A 16,403-nucleotide genomic window follows, 5' to 3' on the forward strand; every position below is an offset into this window, starting at 1 on the left:
GATCCGAAAAGAAGACTGGCCTGGAGCTTTTCTCCAGAATCCGGCGCCATAGGTTAATCACCTTCCAAGGCGCGGCGCTCGTTACGAGCGATATATGCTTCTCAGACACTCATCGAAAGCCAATATGCCTGCGCGCGCTTACCCTGTCAACTCGCGATCACTTGCAATAACAACCACTTGCAGAAAATCACGACTTTTCAGATCGCTTCAAACCGGCGCCAAATCACTGGCCGGCCAAGACAAAATCCACTTTTTCGTCATCGCGTTTTCGCAGAGTGCGACAGGCACTCGACCGGCACCGTAGCGGCGCCCGGAAGGCTTACGAATCCCTCGAAACAGCAAGGGGTCCGGTTAAACGTTCCGTGAGCAATTTCGGTTAGAGCCGAAGCGGGATCGCCGCACTCCCTGGCACGGCGCTCCGAGTTGAGGGTGTAGGGTCATGGGGACTTTCGACGTCCGCGATATGATGAAGGCGGACGCGGCCGCCTCGGCGACGCATGGCGTCTTCGGCGGCGCCGACAAGGGGCAGACGCGGCGGTTCCATCCGCTGGCCGAGCGCATCGCGGCCATCCCCGTCAAACCGACTCTGTCCCCGGTGATGATCGAGGGCGTAGCCCGCCTGCTCGATGTGATCGCCGTGCTCGGCACGGGCGGATTGATCTACTGGCTCTACGCGGCCGGCAAGGTCGAATACGCGCTGCCTTACCAGGTGACGGTCGGCGCCCTGACGATCGGCACGCTGGTGCTGTTCCAGATCCTGCAGTTGTATCCGATCGGCGCGCTGCGCCATTTCATCGGCAGCGCGGTCAGGCTTGTCACCGGGTGGACCATGCTGTTCCTGGTCGCGCTCGCAGCCTTCTTCTTCCTGAAGATCGGCGACCAGGTTTCGCGCGGCTGGCTGATCGGCTTCTATTTCGCCGGCGTCGGCGCTCTGCTGGCCGGGCGCGTGGTCATGACGGCGGGCGTGCGCCATCTCACCCGCACCGGCCGGCTTGAACGGCGCACAGCGATCGTCGGTGGCGGCGAAGCGGGGGAAGCCCTGATCCGCGCTCTTGAGAGCCAGACAGATACCGGCCTGCGCATCTGCGGCGTTTTCGACGACCGCAACGACGATCGATCGCCCGATCTCGTCGCCGGCTATCCCAAGCTCGGCACGATCGACGATCTCGTCGAGTTCGCACGCCGTACGAAGCTCGATCTCGTCATCTTCACCCTGCCGATCTCGGCCGAGGCGCGGCTCCTGACAATGCTGCGCAAGCTCTGGGTGCTGCCGATCGACATCCGCCTTTCGGCCCATATGTCGAAGCTGCGCCTGCGGCCGCGCTCCTATTCCTATTTCGGCGCCGTCCCGGTGCTCGACGTCTTCGATCGACCGATCGCGGACTGGGACATCGTCGTGAAATGGGCCTTCGACAAGGTCGTCGGCACGCTGGCGCTGATCGCGCTCTCGCCGGTGATGCTGGCGACCGCTATCGCGATCAAGCTCGACAGCAAGGGACCGGTTTTCTTCCGCCAGAAGCGCTACGGCTTCAACAACGAGACCGTCGACGTCTTCAAGTTCCGCTCGCTGCATCACGACATGGCCGATCAGACCGCAGCCAGGCAGGTCACCAAGGACGATCCGCGCGTGACGCGCGTCGGCCGCTTCATCCGCAAAACCTCGATCGACGAATTGCCCCAGCTCCTGAACGTCGTGTTCAAGGGCGATCTCTCGCTGGTCGGCCCGCGGCCGCACGCAATCCATGCCAAGGCCTCGAACCGCGCCTATGAGCAGGTGGTCGACGGCTATTTCGCGCGCCACAAGGTCAAGCCCGGCATCACCGGCTGGGCCCAGATCAACGGCTGGCGCGGCGAAACAGATACCGAGGACAAGATCCAGCGGCGCGTCGAGCACGATCTCTACTATATCGAGAACTGGTCCGTGCTCCTCGACCTCTATATCCTCGCCAAGACGCCGTTCTCGCTGCTGACGAAGAACGAGAACGCCTATTGAGCTCGCTGGCGCATACGCCGGAGGAACGGCCGGCCCCGGGCCTGTCGATCTCCTATGCCGCGATCAAGCGCGGCACGCTGTGGCTGCTCGGCGCCTCGAGCGGCATCGCCTTGATCGAGCCCTCGCCCTACGAAATCGTCTTCCTGCTGGTGCTGTTCGTCTTCACGCTGACGGGTATACGCTTCTCGCAAAAGCTTCTGCCGTTCGCGCTGCTGCTACTCGGCTACAATATCGGCGGCATCGTCTCGCTGATTCCGTGGATGGACGAGGGCGCCTCGGTGCGCTTCACCGCCGTCTCGGTCTATCTGATGATCACCGCGGTCTTCCTCGCCGGCATCATGTCGCAGGATGCGGCCGGCCGACTCGAGACATTGCGGCGAGGCTATCTGTTCGCCGCCTGGGTCGGGGGGCTCGCGGCCCTTCTCGGCTATTTCAACATCGCCGGGCTCGGCGAAGCCTTCACGCTCTACGGCCGCGCCTCGGGCACGTTCAAGGATCCCAATGTTCTCGGCCCCTATCTCGCCCTGCCGATCGTCTATGTACTGCAGCGGATCATGACCGGGCAGATCGGGATCGTACGCGGTCTCGTGACGCTCAGCATCCCGCTCGCGGCCGTATTCTTCACCTTCTCGCGCGGCGCGTGGGGCGTTCTCATCGCCGCGACGGTCCTGATGACCGCCCTCACCTTCCTGACCGCGCCGAGCGCCGCCGCGCGGACGCGGATCGTCGCGATGTCCGCCGCCGCGCTCATGGCCGCGGCCGCTGCGCTGCTGGTCGCGCTATCCTTCGAGGACGTTCGCGCCGTCTTCGAGCTGCGCGCCAGCCTGGTGCAGGAATATGACGGCGGCGTCACCGGCCGCTTCGGCAATCAATGGCGCGCCATTCCGATGCTGCTGGATGCCCCGAACGGCTTCGGGCCGCTGCGTTTCCGCTGGCATTTCAACCAGGCCGATCCGCACAACGTCTTCATCAACGCCTTCGCCTCCTATGGCTGGCTCGGCGGGCTGTTCTGGCTCGGGCTCATGGCCGCGACCTGCTATGTCGGCTGGCGGCTGGTCTTCCGGCGCGGAGCGACCCAACTGCATGCCATCGCGATCTGGTCGGTGCTCTTCGTCACCATCCTGCAGGGCCTTCAGATCGACACCGATCATTGGCGCCATCTCTATCTGATGATGGGCCTCGTCTGGGGGTTGGCGGCCTTGGTGCCGGAGGGCGAAGCGATGGGAGCCGCGGTTCAGCCCCGCGCCTTGCGGACCACGACATAGGCGTAGGTCGTGACGAAGCTCCAGCCGATCCGCGCCGCCAGGGCGTTGAAGGCATGGTCGACCTGCTTCAGCCCCGGCATCCGATCGAAATAGCCATGACCCCAGAAGCGCTGGACATGGGCCTCGGCGAAACCGACCCGCTTCAGCATCGGCTCAAGCAGGGCCGGATCGCCGCGGCACCAGTCGTAGAGCGCCGGGAATTTCGGATCCCCGCCGCCGTCGCGTCGCGCCGGGAACAGGGCCTGCACGATGGCGTGCGACACCTTTTCCGGCAGGACATGGTTCAGCGCGAAGACCGGTGCCCACAGCGTCGGAAAAAAGGCGAGCGCCACGCCGCCGGGCGCCAGCAGTTCATGGATATTGCGCCAGGCCCGTTCGACTCCGTCGACATGCTCGAAGACCATGCGCGAGACCATCATGTCGTAGCCGCCGCGCCGGACATCGGGCTCCGAGAGGTCGCCTGCGATATCGAAACGCGCGGTCCGGAGCCCGCGCCCCGTCAGGGCCAATTCGCCGGCATCGATATCGTTGACGATCAGATCGATGCCGTTGCTCGCGGCTTCTTCCTGCGTGAACAGCGGATCGCGCCCGCCGCCGATCTCGCAGACGCTGCGCAAGCCGAACTGATGCGCCAGCCCGAGAATGGTCGCCTCGTAGTGATCCCAGGCCCATTGCGAATGCCAGCCCGGCTTGATCTCGCCGAAGAACCCCGCGAGCGAGCCGGCGTGCTGCGCCGACGCCCGGCGCTCCGGCCCGGCCCCTGCGATCGCAAGACTTGCCATGGACATGATCGCCTCCGCCTTTGCGTACCCTCCCCGCCCCGGACGACATTGGCCGCCCGGCCATCCGGCCGCAACAGCAAGGTTAAACAACGGTTAACGAGAGAATCCGCCTGCCGAAGGGCAGTTGCGCCCGCCCGCATGAAGACTGTTCATGATCGCATCGAAGCGCATTGCATCTGCCGCGCCTCGCCACTATAAGCCGAGCCGTCGGAGCGTAGCGCAGCCCGGTTAGCGCACTTGTCTGGGGGACAAGGGGTCGGAGGTTCGAATCCTCTCGCTCCGACCATCATACCCAAACATCATCTTGATCAGACGATCGCCGTCGCCCGGCATCGTCGCGATTCTGCCTGAATCAGCCGGGCGGCGCGGGATGCCCGGCACCTGCCCATGCCGCCGCGCGACCGCCGCCTTCGCGCCACCCTCACGCCTCCACCGTAGTTCAGGCCCCAAGCGATACGGGCATGCGAGCCGTTACCCGCGAGGAGGCGCCCCCCAAACGGGGGATGCGCCTGCGGCTGTATCGCGTTCATGATCGGGCCTTGAGTGAGGGGCTCATGCTCGACCAGGACGAAGATCCGGCGACGATCATCGGCGTCACCGTGCCACATTGGCTGCTCTCCGCGATCAACGGGGCGGCCGGGCTGATCCTCGTGCTGGTGATCTGACCCCGGCGGCGTCTCCGGCCGAACACCCCAAATGGGGGCTGCAACGGCACGCGCCAAAGTGCGATGATAGCAATGCGGCTGCGGGTAACTCGATCATGAAACACAAGCATCAGATGTCGCTCATTGCGCGACGGGCTCAAATTCGCCGTGCCGTGGCGAACCGAAAAGATCTTCCCCCGGTGCAGCCGGCAGGACGGCCGGCCTTGCGCCTGGTTCCAGCCAGTCAGGAAGGCGAACAGGTCACGCGAACCGATCGCCGCAAGCCGATTTCGGCCGTCGAGTAGCGCGTCATCCCGGTTCTGCACGCCCGCGTTCAGCCAATAGTCATCCGCGTTGGCCCTTGATGGCGGCGTGGCACGCCGATTGCCGCAACGTCAATCATGAGCACGGACGGTATCGCGTTGAAGCAAGACTGGTTCCATTGCGAGGATTGCGGCTCGCCGGGCGTATCGATTCCGCACACGCTCAGCGATGCCAGCGTCGTCTCCTGCGCCAATTGCGGATTGAACCTCGGCTCCTGGGCCGAGTATCGCCGCAGGGTCGACCAGGTTCTGATGGCCGAGCAAACCCGCAAGGCGCGGCGCGTGATCGTGGCCGACCCGGTCGGAAGCGTGCTGGCCGAGGCCTGACGGAAAGCACCCGCCGCCTCCGCCGCGCCGGTTCAAGCATGGAGACCGGGATGGATGGAGTTCTCCACTGCCCGGCCTCTCCAGCCGGCTTGCCAGACACAGGGTAAGGCCTCACGATCCCTTACGTGGCGTCGATTGGGAGGTCGGGGATGCGTGCCGTGTCGCGTTCGGTGGATGGTCCGATCTCGAGTCAGCGGGCGGTTCTGATGCGCGTTCTCACGCTTCTGGCCATCGCAGCGGCTGTCCTGATGCCTCTCATGGACCGGTAGCTGCCCGCCCGCCGGATCCGGCACCGCGGCGACTTTCCGCGATGCCGTCATCCGTCAGTTGCGCACCAGCCAATCGCCGAGCAGGCCGATATCGGCCTGGCCCAGACCATGACCAGCCGGCAGCACGCGATGCTCGACGGCGGCTCCGTCCGCGCCGAGTTGCCGGGCCAGCGTCTCGGCATTGGCTTTGGGCACGATCGGATCGAGCGCGCCCGACAGGATCAGGACCGGCTTGCCCGTGAGATCGGCTTGCGGCGGCTCCGCGAAGGGCGTCATCGCGCGCAGAAGCGCGGCGCCGGCCAGGATATCGGGCCGCTGCTGCAGCAAGGCTGCCGCGATATTCGCGCCATTGGAGAAGCCGAGCGCGATCGGCGCCGGCAGGCCATGAAGCTGCCTTGCCCACAGCACGAAATCCGCCAGTTCGTCGGTACGGCGCCTGAGATCGGCCTCGTCGAAAACGCCTTCCGCCAGACGGCGGAAGAAACGCGGCGCCGCACCTTCCAGGACCTTGCCGCGTGGCGATAGCAGGCTCGCGCCCGGCGCTACGGTGCGGCCGAGCGGGAGGAGATCGCGCTCGTCGCCGCCGGTGCCGTGCAGGAGCAGCAGCGGCCGGCGCGTCGGATCGCTGCCGGGCTCGAAGACATGGATGAAATCGGTCTCGACGGTTGTCGCTGTCATGGCTTTCTCCCTTGATCAAGCGGAAGCGCCCTGCCCCTTTTCGACAAGCAGGCAGGGCGTCTGGTCCTTGGTCCGCCGTCCGCCTCGGTGGCGGGCGGCGGGCTTCGTCAGCCGAGGGCGGGCAGGACCGCCTCGATCTCCTTGCGATGCGCCTCGTATTGCGGCGGCAGCTTCAGCGCACGGCCGAGCTCGGCCGCGGGCTCGTCGACCGCGAAGCCGGGGATATCGGTCGCGATCTCGAACAGGACATGGCCGGGCTCACGGAAATAGACCGAGCGGAAATAGTTCCGGTCGCGCTGCTCCGTGGGGCTGATGCCATGGTTCTGAACGAGCCGGCGCACCATCTCCTCCTGTGCGGCGTCATCGGCCGCGCGGAAGGCGATGTGGTGGACCGAGCCGGCGCCCTGCCGGGCCGGCAGGAAGCCGCCGGCGACCCGCAGGTCGATCACCCCGCCGACCGCCGTGCCCTTGGCGGCATAGCGGATCAGCGTGTCCTCGCGGCCGATCTCGGTGAAGCCGAAGACATCGTCGAGGATCGCGCCCGTCGGCGCGGCATCCGCCAGCAGCAGGCTGACGCTGTGGAAGCCGCGCAGCGCATGTTCGGCGGAGATGCCGCCCTCTGCCCAGGCCGGCTCCTTCCCGACTCCGGGCAGGCCGACGAGGGCGAGCCTCATGCCGTCCGGGTCGCGGAAGCTCAGCACGGTCTCGCCGAAGCGCTTGACCGGCACCTCATGCGGGACGCCCTGCTCGACGAAGCGATGCGCCCAGAAGCCGATCGAACCTTCCGGAACCCGGAAGACCGTCTCCTGAGTCTCGCCGATGCCCAGGCGGCCGGGCGCGGCATGCTCCCACGGGAAGAAGGTCAGGATCGAGCCGGGCGCGGCATCCGCATCGCCGAAATAGAGGTGATAGGTGCCGGGATCGTCGAAATTGACCGTCTTCTTGACGAGGCGCAGGCCGAGTACGCGGCTGTAGAAGTCGAGATTGCGGCGCGCGGGGCCGGAGATGGCGGTAACGTGGTGAAGGCCGTTGATCTGCATGGCTGGGTCCTCCGTTGTCCTGATCACGATGAGCGGACATCCGCTCCGTTGGCCGGAAGATCGGCATGACGGCCACCGAAAGCCAGAGGCAACTCATTGCATCAATGCAATATCATGATCGCCAATTGACAATTTGATTTGCAGAATGGGCTGCCCGATCTTTTGCCCGAGACCAACCGGTCCCGTTTCAGGAGACTTTCCATGATCGACAATCGCCTCGCCCCCTATGGCGCCCTGACCTTGCGCATCGCGCTCGGCCTGATGTTCATCGCCCATGCCTATCTCAAGCTCGTCATCTTCACGCCGGCGGGCTTCACCGGCTTCCTCGGTCAGGTCGGCCTGCCCGGCCTCCTCGCCTGGCCGATCATGCTGGCCGAGCTTCTCGGCGGCATCGCCATCCTCATCGGCTTCTACGGTCGCTATGTCTCGCTGGCCCTGATCCCGATCCTGCTCGGCGCGCTCTCGGTCCATGCCGGCAACGGCTGGGTCTTCAACGCGCCGAATGGCGGCTGGGAGTATCCCGCCTTCCTCGCGCTGACCGCGCTGGCGCATGGATTGATCGGCGACGGCGCGCTCGCCGTCACCGGCTCCCGTTCCCAGGCCACCGCCAAGCCGGCCCTGGCCTGATGCGAAACTGCCTTGATGGGGCTCGCGCCTTGGCCGAGAGTGAGCGGATGAATCAAGCCGCAAAGCCCCTGGCCTGGGACGATTTCCGCCTGATCAAGACGGAAATGGCGAGTTTCGACAGGCGGTAACTGCGCACCATTCTGCGCCTATCTACCGGCGCAGATTGACTTTTTTCATTTTAGTCTGCATGTACCTGCACAGACCTGCACAGGCAGGATTTTGGACAGATAGTAGACGACAGGAAAAACGACCATGGCGCGGAAGCTGAAGGAAGCCGAGCTGACCACGCGCAATGCGCGGACCAAATTGCCGGCGCAGGCCAAGCCATATTGGCGGCGCGTGGATGCCGAAATCCATATCGGCTACCGCAAGGGCAAGCGCTCCGGCGTGTGGGTCGTCCGTTGGGCCATCGGCAACGGCTACCGGCAAGAGACGGTCGGCAACGCTGACGACGTGACCAGCGTCGGCACCCTCACCCACGATCAGGCGGTCAGGCGCGGCGTTGAGATCGTCGAGCAGGCCCGCAAGGATGAAGCTGCGGCAGCGGCCGGCCCGATCGAGACGGTGGAGTCGGCCGTCCGCTCCTATATCGAGATGCGCGACGCCCGTGACAGTAGGCGGCGCGGCCGGACCGTGAAGAGCGATGCCCATACGAGGCTGACGCGCCATGTCCTCTCGCACAAGATCGCCGCCGTTAAGCTGCACAATCTGACGCCCGCCGACGTGTTGGCGTGGCAAGGCGGGCTGACCAGCCTGAAGGAGACGACGCAGGTCCGCTTATGGAGCGACCTGCGCGCCGCGCTACTGGCCAAGGACTGCAAGGTGAAGCTGCCGAAGCGCGATGACGGTGATCGCGACGAGTATGTCGAGACGGCCCGCGAGGGCCAAATCCTGACCGATGCGCAGGTCTTCGCGATCGTCGCCAAAGCGCTCGAATACGATCGGGACTTCGGCCGGCTCGTGTCCGTTCTCGCGGCGACGGGCGCGCGGCTTAGCCAAGTGGTCCGCCTCAAGGTCAGCGATTTTCAGCCCGATATCTCACGCCTGACCGTTCCGACCAGCCGCAAGGGCAGTCAGCGCAACAAACTGCCCTCAATCAACGTGGTGCTCGCGCCGACCGTGCGCGACATGCTGATCGAGATCACCAAGGGACGCGGCCCGGCGGACCCCCTGCTGGAGCGCAACCGGGCGGGTAATGGCCGGCCTCTGACGCGCGGCGCGTGGAAGACGGCGAGCGAGATGACCAAGCCATGGGCGGCCGTTCTTGAGGCAGCCGGCATGAAGGATTCGGGGATCGTTCCCTACGCGCTCCGGCATTCGAGCATCGTGCGTTGGCTGCGCGGGACCACGCCTCTCGACGCCGCCAAGCAGCACGACACCAGCCTTTCAATGATCGAACGGCACTACGGGAAATTCGTGCGGTCGTCCGCCGATGATCTGGCGGCGCGCATGGCCATTTCGTTCGGCCCGGCGACGGATGGCAGCAACGTGCATCAGCTCCGCACAGCGTAGTTATTTGCGCTTGCAAAATAAAGCCGAGATTATTTTCGGCTCTATCGCAAAATTCGGGTTGCGAAGTCTGCACGAACCTGCGTATTTGGCACTGCGTTTCCCGACGCACATGTCATTTGTCAGTCAGCCGGTCAGCCACAGTCATTTCATCGGGTCCGATTTCCCCTTGAGCAAGGCTGATTTGCCATGTCTGAAACGACCCCGGCGCCGCTGCCGCGCCTCTCCTATACGCTGAACGAAGCCGTCCAAGTCACCGGCATCAGTCAGCGGATGCTCTACTCGCACCGCGACGCCGGCCTCGTGACCTTCGTCAAGAACGGCCGCAGCAACATCATCCTTGCCGACGACCTGCAGGCGATGCTGCACAAGCTGCGCGCGCAGTCCGTCAAGGGCCAGCCGTTCGGCCTTACGGCTCCGGCCGAACAGACGATCGAGCAGACCCCGGCCCCGGTCGTGACCGAGCCGAAGGCGGCCGAGCCCGCCAAGCCCGCCGCCCCGGCGCCTGCAAAGGCCGATTTCAGTTTGTTCATGGGCGCCGGCCGGACCACGTCCACCGGCAAGGCGGCGTCATGAGCGAAGCCATCAGCAACAAGGCGGCCCGCCGTGCCCGCGTCCTCGCGATGCTCGACACGTTGCAAGCGCGCTACCCGCTCGCCTTCGCCCGTCACCGGCCGGCGTTGGCGATCGGCATTTCGGATGCGATCGCAGCGGCCAATCCGGACCTGAACCGGGCTGACCTCGGCACGGCCATGTCCCTGCACTGCGCCTCGGTCACATACCTGCGCAGCGTCGCCTATGGTCCGCGCCGGGTCGATCTCTACGGCCAGCCGGGCGAGGCACCGACGGACGATGCGCGCCAGCATGCAGTGCAGCGCCTGACCGCAATGCTCGCCCGTCGAGACGGCAAGCTGATGCCCGCGCCAGCCGTCACCCCGGAAGTGGCGCAACCGGTCCCTGCACCGGCGCCGAAGGCCAGTGGCATCAACGCGGCCAAGCCCCGGCTCTCGCTCAAGAGGAACGCGGCATGACCGCGCGGGCGTTGCTTCCGGAGGAACGGCAAGCCAATCAGACCGTTAAAGCGTTCCCATGCGCGGAACGACATTATTTCGCAAGCGCCTAACCCATTGGAAATAAACAGAAATCGACTTGAGCCAATGCCGGCGAAGCCCTAGGCTCCGCAAATCAGGAGGCACCCGCGCTTGTCCAAGGTCGGGTCAAAAGAAAACCCCCCGGACATCAATCCGAGGGGGCGAAGAACCGGCGCAAACCGGGCTACAAAAGAAGAAAATGCACATCTTCTTGTAGCCCTCATTGCGACCAAGCACAAGCCCTAGCGGGCGTGTGCGTATACACGGGCACGAGATGACTATCCCCTCTTTCGATCCTTCCCTCTTCCGTTTCGACGGCCAGCCCTCGCGCGCCGCTGCCGACCAGCTCGCCGCGAACGGGTATCAGCCTATCCCCATCACGGCCCCGGACGGGCCGAAGAGCTACGTCAACGCCGAGGGGCGTGAAGTTCCGCTTTCCCCCGGCAAGCGGCCGGAGCTTACGAACTGGCAAGTCTGCAATACGGCGCATGCTCTGGCGCACTTCACCGACGGCTGCAATCTCGGCCTGCGCATGGGTGGCGTGTCGTTCGACCCGGCCGGCCTCTGTTCGTGGGTGGCCTTCGATGTCGATTTCGGTGCCGGCTTCGAAGCCGAAGGCAACGCGGTCCGCGACCTGCTGCGGATCAATGGGCAAGACGTTCTGATCCGCGTCGGACGGCCTCCCAAGTTCCTCGCATTGCGCCGGCTCCCGGTAGCGGATGCCACGTCCCGCGATTTCAAATGGGAACGCGGCGCCGACGTCCTGACGATGCAACTGCTCGCGGATGGCACGAAAGCCGGACCGAAACAGTTCGTCGCCTATGGCCTTCATCCTGACCGTCTGCACGAGACGCCGCAGGGCCGCTATGAATGGCATGGCGGCGATCCGCTCAGCGTGCCGGCGGACGCGGTCCCGGTCGTCGACCTCTGGGCAGGGCTGGCCGCTATCGATCAAGCGCTCGCCCCGCTCGGCTGGAAACGTCTCGACGCCAAGCGCGAGATTTCGGAACTGCCGCCCTATGCCGGACCGATCACGGACAAGATGATCGAGGCAGCGCAGCGCGCAGCGGAAGAGACGACCGCGGAAATCGCTGGCATGGCGGAAGGCACCGGGCGCGGTGGCGTCGCTTTTGATTTCGGCTTGCGCTTCGGCATCGTCGCCCGGTCCCGGCTGGACCTTTTGGACGACTGGCTGGCCGAACTGCCGGGCGAAGTGCACCGGGACTTGGCGCGGGGCTGTACGGCCTCGCTCGGCCATGGACAGGAGATGCGCGCGGCGATCGTGCAATCGGAACTGAGCGCGGCCGTTGCGGCCCATGGCGGTGCGGCTGGCGTATCGAGCAATGCGACGGCGCTGACGAAGGCCGAGGAAGTGGACGGCAGCAAGTTCGCCCCGGCGCCAGCGACGCAGGAAGCCCCGGTCACGACGCCAGCAGCGACGAAGACGATCACGCCGATGACCGACCCCGACACGGGCCTCATCACGACCAAGGAAGGCGACCCGCTCACCGATATCACCGAGAACGTTTTGCTTATGGCTCGGTATCTCGGCGCCGAATTCCGTCACAATGAATGGGAGCGCAAAGACCAAGTGCGGATGCCCGGCCGTCAGGGATGGGAAAAGGTCGAGGACAGGCACAAGAACCGCCTGTTCATGAAGGCGCGCGGCGTGGGGCTAAACTACCCGGTCGGGAAGGAATTCTTTTACGACGGCCTCAAGTACGCTGCTGGCGATAACGTCGTCGACCCGATGCGCGACTATCTCGGCAACCTTCACCAGATGTTCCCGGCGGCGGTGCGCGGTCACGATAGCGGCCTCACTCTGGAAAACTGGCTGCCGGCGATCGTCGGTGTTGAGGATACGCCCTACCACCGCGCCGTCGGTCGCTATCTGGTCGGTTCGATGATCCGGCGCATCCTCCTGCCCGGCTGCAAGTCGGACGAGATGGTCGTCTTGATTTCGAAGGATCAGGGCAAGGGCAAGTCGACGTTCTGCAAAGAGCTTTCGCCAGACCTTCCGGGCATGGAACCGGGCGCCGCATTCTGCGAAAGCCTGCCGCTCGGCGCCGATGACAAGAAAGTGTTGGAAGAGACGGGCGGCAAGGCGGTCGTGGAATTCGCCGAAATGGCCACCGTGCGCGGCAAGGAAGTCGAGCACGTCAAAAGCATGCTGTCCAAGACACATGACTCGTCGCGGCTCGCCTATGGAAGCGAGACGACCGAGCGCGGCCGGCGCTTCATCTTCATCGGCACGACCAATGACGAGACGCCCCTGCGCGACCAGAGCGGCGATCGTCGCTTCCTCCCGGTGAAGATGCCGGAAGGCGCCGAAATCGACTTGGCGCGGTTCAGGGAGGCCAAGGAATGGCTGTTGCGCCTCGCGGTGCAGGAGCTGGTGGCATCGAACTGGACGGAGACGTTCCGCCTGCCTCGCGAGCTGTGGGGCGTCGCTGCCGAAGTGCAGGCCGCATCGCGCGGTCGCAGCAACTGTGAAGAACTGCTGATCGAGATGCTTGGCGATGCGACGCACGGCGAAGAGCGGATCGCTGGGGCTGACGTCGAGCTGTTCCGGTCGACGCATCGCGGCAGCAAGCCGGCGCTAGGCCGGATGATGAAAGACCTCGGCTTCGAACGTGAGCAGGGTGCCAACAAAGGCAATGGCGCCCCGCGCCCCCGTCATTGGGTGCGCATCACGGAAGGGCTGACCGGCTCCGTGCAGTTCGTCCTGTCCACGGACCGGAAAGAGCTGCGCCGGCCGCATGCGACGACGCCGGAGGCGGGCACGGGGGCGGGCGTCGCTGCTGGTGCCTTCCAACCGGGACCGGCGCCCTAGCGACGCCCAGGTACATTGATGGCCATCATGGGGCGGCGGGAGCAATCTCGCCGCCCTCTTCGTTTGCGGGGTCGGGGCGGAAGCCCGGAACCAATGAACTGCCGGGGGTCTGGCATCGGTTCCACGTCATTGGTTCCACGAAAACAGCGGTAAACACGGCACTTTCAGAGCTTGGAACTGATGGAACCGATGGAACCGATGAATTATAGAGACTACTGGGAAAGGGCCTAGAGCTAGTGCAGTAGGTACGTGCGGCAGGTAAGCAGTACCTATCCCCAGCCCTCATAGGCGCCACTTGGGAATCTACGGTTCCACAGTTCCACTCCCCCCATCGTACAGGCCCGTACAGCGTTACGCAGGCCGGCGCGCAGTTAAAGTAGGAACTGATGGGTTTGGGGCTTCGGTTCCGTTCGATCTTCGGTTCCAGTCATCCGGCCTCGCTTGGTCGGTCCCGGTCTGAAAAGCAGCCCATAAAGCCGTCCTTACGTTAACAACTTTTTTCTGCCGCCCGTAACGCCGGGTACGGTCATATCGGCTTCGCCGCACCCCCAGCAGCTCAAGAACCGCTTGCGCTATCAACCTGTAGGCCAATCATTCGTATGCATATGACCTGCCGGCCCCCCTGCCCGGCTGACCTCCTAAGACCCTCGATTCCAGCTCGCCTAAGCCCTTCCCGCCCCGATGAGGCGGAAAACGCACGTTGGCCTGCGCTGCCCTGCGTGCGTTGTCAGAGACTTAGCGCCAGCCGCCCGGCAGTCGTCCAAAAAGAGCGCCGGAATGGGCCTTTCGGGAGCCTCTGGCGGGCCGTTCTGACGCCTCGTCTGGTCGCTCTGGACCTGCTGCGGTTCGGCTGACGGCCGGCGCTGATCCGTCGATCCCTGTGAACCAGCATAGTCCAGACAATGGACCGGGCTATCGTCCTGACGATTTCATAGGTATACCAATGAAACTAGGTGCGCGTTACGGGCGGATCGTCGCCAACAAACCGATAGGAAACCGATGGTCGTTCCAATGAAGCAGCGGACCTTGCCGAAGGCTGGTCACCATGGCGGGACGCGGGTCGGCAACGGCAGCGACATCGCACCGGGCGTTGACCTTCGAAGCCGTCGCGGGCGTCGTTACAAAGAGCTGATGCTTGCCGAGGCGCAGCGCGCGGGCATCGCCAACGCCATCAGCCCGGCGCAGCTCGCCATCCTGCGCAGCCTCGCCGCCGTCGCCATCCTGATCGAGCAGGCCGAACAGACGATCGCCATGGGCACGAACGCCGCGCCGCGCGATTATCTCGACCTCGGCCGCCGGCAGCAGCGCCTGCGCGACGAACTGGCGGCCACCACGCCCGGCGGCGGCGTCGATCCGCTGGCCGTCTGGTTGAGCAAGCAGGGCTGACCCGATGGCCAATCCCAACCCGACGAAGCCGCCGCCCCGTCTTCCCGTGGTCGTCAGAGGCCAGCGAAGGAAGGATCACGACCGTACCGAAGACGGCCAGCGCAGCGACACCGGCCCGGACGCTGACGACGTGTCGCCGGAAGAGCTTGCCGCCCGGACCCGCCGCGCCGCCGCCGCGACCCGACTGGCCGAATTCGGCGCCATGGACGCAGCGCTTGCCGTGCTCCGTGGTGAGATTGCGCCGCCGGACCTCGCACCAGAGACGGAGCCGGCGCGTAAGCGGCGCATCGCCCGTGTGCTGGCCGGAACGAACGCCGTTCATCTCGGCCTCATGAGCATCAGCCCGGTCTACGATCCTGAAATTCGCCTGCGTGCCATCGCGCAGCTTGAGGCAATCCGACAGGACGACCCGGCCCTTGCCGATGGCGCGATCGACAGCTTGCTCGAACTGGACGCCGCCGATGCGCACCAGCAGGTGGCGCGGCTCGTGCTCGCCGGTCGGCTCACTGCCGCCGCTGCGACTGCGATCCAAAAGTCTCTGGACGCCCGGAACGATGCCCGGCTGCGGGACCTCTATGCGCGGTTCGTCGAGGCCGAGAAGCGCCACGCCCTTATGGCCGCAGCCCCATCACCGCAGCCCGACGCCGCACCGGCACCACAGCCCGCCGCCGCGTCGACCATGCCGGGCATGCCGGATGGCATCGTCATCGTGCCCTTGCCGGAAGACGACGACCAGTCACCGCCCGAACCGCCAACCTTCGAAGAGTGGATGAAGAGCCATGGCGCTCCGTCTGACTGAAGCCCGGCTCGACCGATTGGCCGAGGCGCTGGCCGAGCACATCGCCCGGCGCGAGCCTCCGAAGCTGCCGGACATCAAGATCGCCGCCATCCCGGCCGGTCGCTTTCTGGCCAGCGAGACGGGCCGCAGCAAGACGCTGTCGCAGGCCGAGGCGGAAGCACAATTCGGCATCGCTCCCGTCGACCCGGTCCACCCCGTCATCCCCAACTGGTCACCGCCGATCGCGCCAGCCGAGCCAGACGGGCCGCAGCCCGGCGACCCCGGTTATAGCCGCGCCCTGCACGATCCTGCGTTCCGCAGCCGCTACAATCTGGACGACGACTGATGTTCCGCTTTCTCTCGCGCCTTCCGCGACTGTTCACCCGCCGCCGGCCCGTCATGGCCAGCGAGGAAACGCTCGCCGCAATCGAGCAGGTGCGCGCCAACATCGCGGACTTGGACGAGCTGCTCGGCATGCCCGACCCGCATCCGATGCGCCTGCACTGGACGAAGCTGGCCAAGCAGCGCGCCGAGTCCCGCCTTCACGACCTGCTGCGCCGCAAGGCCGCCGAAGAGCGCGAGGCCGCCGCCCGCAATCGCGCCCGCGCCATCCCGCTCGACGAGCAGCATGACGGCTCCCGCTTCGATCCGACGGCCACGCGGCCCCGGCCGAAAGAGGAAGTGCTGCCCCTTGGCGTGCAGGCCCCGTATTTCATCCCGCGCAATCCTTGGGACAGGTAATGTTTCGCAAGCGCCTGTAAGTATTCGCGCTTGCATAATAAGTAACCGCTGCTTGCCAGACTAGCGAATCACTGCGTATAGTGCAGACATCGGCCCCAACACCCATGCGGTGCGGCC

16 protein-coding genes and 1 tRNA gene are annotated in these 16,403 nt (G+C 65.3%); 14 read left to right on the forward strand and 3 right to left on the reverse strand.

Annotation, left to right across the window (positions count from 1 at the left end):
- Nucleotides 1-439 precede the first annotated feature (439 nt).
- Both OCUBac02_RS15765 and OCUBac02_RS15770 read left to right on the forward strand, forming a co-directional pair.
- Nucleotides 440-1,993, forward strand: a complete 1,554-nt coding sequence (locus tag OCUBac02_RS15765; RefSeq protein WP_173046902.1) for an undecaprenyl-phosphate glucose phosphotransferase — start codon at nucleotides 440-442, stop codon at nucleotides 1,991-1,993.
- A complete protein-coding gene (locus tag OCUBac02_RS15770; protein ID WP_173046904.1) occupies nucleotides 1,990-3,258 on the forward strand; it encodes an O-antigen ligase family protein in 1,269 nt (422 codons plus the stop codon). The genes OCUBac02_RS15765 and OCUBac02_RS15770 overlap by 4 nt, the downstream gene beginning before the upstream one ends.
- On the opposite strand, the gene OCUBac02_RS15775 is transcribed toward OCUBac02_RS15770, so the two are convergent.
- Nucleotides 3,228-4,046 (reverse strand): class I SAM-dependent methyltransferase, encoded by an 819-nt coding sequence (locus OCUBac02_RS15775; RefSeq protein ID WP_173046906.1) that lies wholly within the window; start codon nucleotides 4,044-4,046, stop codon nucleotides 3,228-3,230. The genes OCUBac02_RS15770 and OCUBac02_RS15775 overlap by 31 nt on opposite strands.
- A 202-nt stretch (nucleotides 4,047-4,248) precedes the next feature.
- On the opposite strand from OCUBac02_RS15775, the gene OCUBac02_RS15780 reads away from it, so the two are divergent.
- The 3 genes from OCUBac02_RS15780 (at nucleotide 4,249) to OCUBac02_RS15785 (ending at nucleotide 5,334) form a co-directional block, all read left to right on the forward strand.
- A tRNA-Pro gene (locus tag OCUBac02_RS15780) sits at nucleotides 4,249-4,326 on the forward strand.
- 253 nt (nucleotides 4,327-4,579) lie between these two features.
- A complete protein-coding gene (locus OCUBac02_RS27520) occupies nucleotides 4,580-4,705 on the forward strand; it encodes a hypothetical protein (RefSeq protein WP_280528819.1) in 126 nt (41 codons plus the stop codon).
- Nucleotides 4,706-5,085: 380 nt separating this feature from the next.
- Nucleotides 5,086-5,334, forward strand: a complete 249-nt coding sequence (locus OCUBac02_RS15785) for a hypothetical protein (protein ID WP_173046908.1) — start codon at nucleotides 5,086-5,088, stop codon at nucleotides 5,332-5,334.
- Nucleotides 5,335-5,657: 323 nt separating this feature from the next.
- On the opposite strand, the gene OCUBac02_RS15790 is transcribed toward OCUBac02_RS15785, so the two are convergent.
- Together OCUBac02_RS15790 and OCUBac02_RS15795 are read right to left on the reverse strand one after the other, a co-directional pair.
- Complete coding sequence (locus OCUBac02_RS15790; RefSeq protein WP_173046910.1) at nucleotides 5,658-6,281, reverse strand: alpha/beta hydrolase; 624 nt, start codon at nucleotides 6,279-6,281, stop codon at nucleotides 5,658-5,660.
- 107 nt (nucleotides 6,282-6,388) lie between these two features.
- Nucleotides 6,389-7,321 carry a ring-cleaving dioxygenase gene (locus OCUBac02_RS15795; protein WP_173046912.1) on the reverse strand — a complete coding sequence of 311 codons (933 nt, stop codon included), beginning with the start codon at nucleotides 7,319-7,321 and terminating at the stop codon, nucleotides 6,389-6,391.
- Nucleotides 7,322-7,522: 201 nt separating this feature from the next.
- Here OCUBac02_RS15795 and OCUBac02_RS15800 point away from each other — a divergent pair, with 201 nt between their 5' ends.
- From OCUBac02_RS15800 to OCUBac02_RS15840, 9 genes are all read left to right on the forward strand, one after another.
- Entirely contained in the window at nucleotides 7,523-7,948 is a 426-nt protein-coding gene (locus tag OCUBac02_RS15800; RefSeq protein WP_047572982.1) for a DoxX family protein, read from the forward strand.
- A 252-nt stretch (nucleotides 7,949-8,200) separates the two neighbouring features.
- The gene (locus tag OCUBac02_RS15805) at nucleotides 8,201-9,460 is read left to right on the forward strand and encodes a tyrosine-type recombinase/integrase (protein WP_173046914.1); all 1,260 of its coding nucleotides are present in this window, start codon (nucleotides 8,201-8,203) and stop codon (nucleotides 9,458-9,460) included.
- A 186-nt stretch (nucleotides 9,461-9,646) separates the two neighbouring features.
- Nucleotides 9,647-10,033 (forward strand): helix-turn-helix domain-containing protein, encoded by a 387-nt coding sequence (locus OCUBac02_RS15810; protein ID WP_173046916.1) that lies wholly within the window; start codon nucleotides 9,647-9,649, stop codon nucleotides 10,031-10,033.
- Nucleotides 10,030-10,488, forward strand: coding sequence for a ProQ/FinO family protein (locus OCUBac02_RS15815; protein WP_173046918.1), 459 nt, complete (start codon nucleotides 10,030-10,032; stop codon nucleotides 10,486-10,488). Before OCUBac02_RS15810 ends, OCUBac02_RS15815 begins: the two co-directional genes overlap by 4 nt.
- Before the next feature lie 334 nt (nucleotides 10,489-10,822).
- The gene (locus OCUBac02_RS15820; protein ID WP_173046920.1) at nucleotides 10,823-13,381 is read left to right on the forward strand and encodes a VapE domain-containing protein; all 2,559 of its coding nucleotides are present in this window, start codon (nucleotides 10,823-10,825) and stop codon (nucleotides 13,379-13,381) included.
- 999 nt (nucleotides 13,382-14,380) lie between these two features.
- Nucleotides 14,381-14,767 (forward strand): hypothetical protein, encoded by a 387-nt coding sequence (locus OCUBac02_RS15825; protein ID WP_173046922.1) that lies wholly within the window; start codon nucleotides 14,381-14,383, stop codon nucleotides 14,765-14,767.
- Between the two features lie 4 nt (nucleotides 14,768-14,771).
- The gene (locus tag OCUBac02_RS15830) at nucleotides 14,772-15,566 is read left to right on the forward strand and encodes a hypothetical protein (protein WP_173046924.1); all 795 of its coding nucleotides are present in this window, start codon (nucleotides 14,772-14,774) and stop codon (nucleotides 15,564-15,566) included.
- On the forward strand, nucleotides 15,547-15,891 hold the full coding sequence (locus tag OCUBac02_RS15835) for a hypothetical protein (protein ID WP_173046926.1): 345 nt from the start codon (nucleotides 15,547-15,549) through the stop codon (nucleotides 15,889-15,891). Before OCUBac02_RS15830 ends, OCUBac02_RS15835 begins: the two co-directional genes overlap by 20 nt.
- On the forward strand, nucleotides 15,891-16,286 hold the full coding sequence (locus tag OCUBac02_RS15840; protein ID WP_173046928.1) for a hypothetical protein: 396 nt from the start codon (nucleotides 15,891-15,893) through the stop codon (nucleotides 16,284-16,286). The genes OCUBac02_RS15835 and OCUBac02_RS15840 overlap by 1 nt, the downstream gene beginning before the upstream one ends.
- The last annotated feature ends 117 nt before the right edge of the window (nucleotides 16,287-16,403 follow it).

The organism is Bosea sp. ANAM02 (assembly GCF_011764485.1).
In the GTDB taxonomy this organism is placed as follows: Bacteria; Pseudomonadota; Alphaproteobacteria; order Rhizobiales; family Beijerinckiaceae; genus Allobosea.

Excerpts from the sequence above, each read along its gene's own strand:
- OCUBac02_RS15800 (WP_047572982.1), top strand. The coding sequence starts at position 7,523 with ATGATCGACAATCGCCTCGCCCCCTATGGCGCCCTGACCTTGCGCATC.
- OCUBac02_RS15765 (WP_173046902.1), top strand. The coding sequence starts at position 440 with ATGGGGACTTTCGACGTCCGCGATATGATGAAGGCGGACGCGGCCGCC.
- OCUBac02_RS15815 (WP_173046918.1), top strand. The coding sequence starts at position 10,030 with ATGAGCGAAGCCATCAGCAACAAGGCGGCCCGCCGTGCCCGCGTCCTC.
- OCUBac02_RS15775 (WP_173046906.1), bottom strand. The coding sequence starts at position 4,046 with ATGTCCATGGCAAGTCTTGCGATCGCAGGGGCCGGGCCGGAGCGCCGG.
- OCUBac02_RS15790 (WP_173046910.1), bottom strand. The coding sequence starts at position 6,281 with ATGACAGCGACAACCGTCGAGACCGATTTCATCCATGTCTTCGAGCCC.
- OCUBac02_RS15820 (WP_173046920.1), top strand. The coding sequence starts at position 10,823 with ATGACTATCCCCTCTTTCGATCCTTCCCTCTTCCGTTTCGACGGCCAG.
- OCUBac02_RS15805 (WP_173046914.1), top strand. The coding sequence starts at position 8,201 with ATGGCGCGGAAGCTGAAGGAAGCCGAGCTGACCACGCGCAATGCGCGG.
- OCUBac02_RS15785 (WP_173046908.1), top strand. The coding sequence starts at position 5,086 with ATGAGCACGGACGGTATCGCGTTGAAGCAAGACTGGTTCCATTGCGAG.
- OCUBac02_RS15795 (WP_173046912.1), bottom strand. The coding sequence starts at position 7,321 with ATGCAGATCAACGGCCTTCACCACGTTACCGCCATCTCCGGCCCCGCG.
- OCUBac02_RS15825 (WP_173046922.1), top strand. The coding sequence starts at position 14,381 with ATGGTCGTTCCAATGAAGCAGCGGACCTTGCCGAAGGCTGGTCACCAT.
- OCUBac02_RS15835 (WP_173046926.1), top strand. The coding sequence starts at position 15,547 with ATGGCGCTCCGTCTGACTGAAGCCCGGCTCGACCGATTGGCCGAGGCG.
- OCUBac02_RS15830 (WP_173046924.1), top strand. The coding sequence starts at position 14,772 with ATGGCCAATCCCAACCCGACGAAGCCGCCGCCCCGTCTTCCCGTGGTC.
- OCUBac02_RS15840 (WP_173046928.1), top strand. The coding sequence starts at position 15,891 with ATGTTCCGCTTTCTCTCGCGCCTTCCGCGACTGTTCACCCGCCGCCGG.
- OCUBac02_RS15810 (WP_173046916.1), top strand. The coding sequence starts at position 9,647 with ATGTCTGAAACGACCCCGGCGCCGCTGCCGCGCCTCTCCTATACGCTG.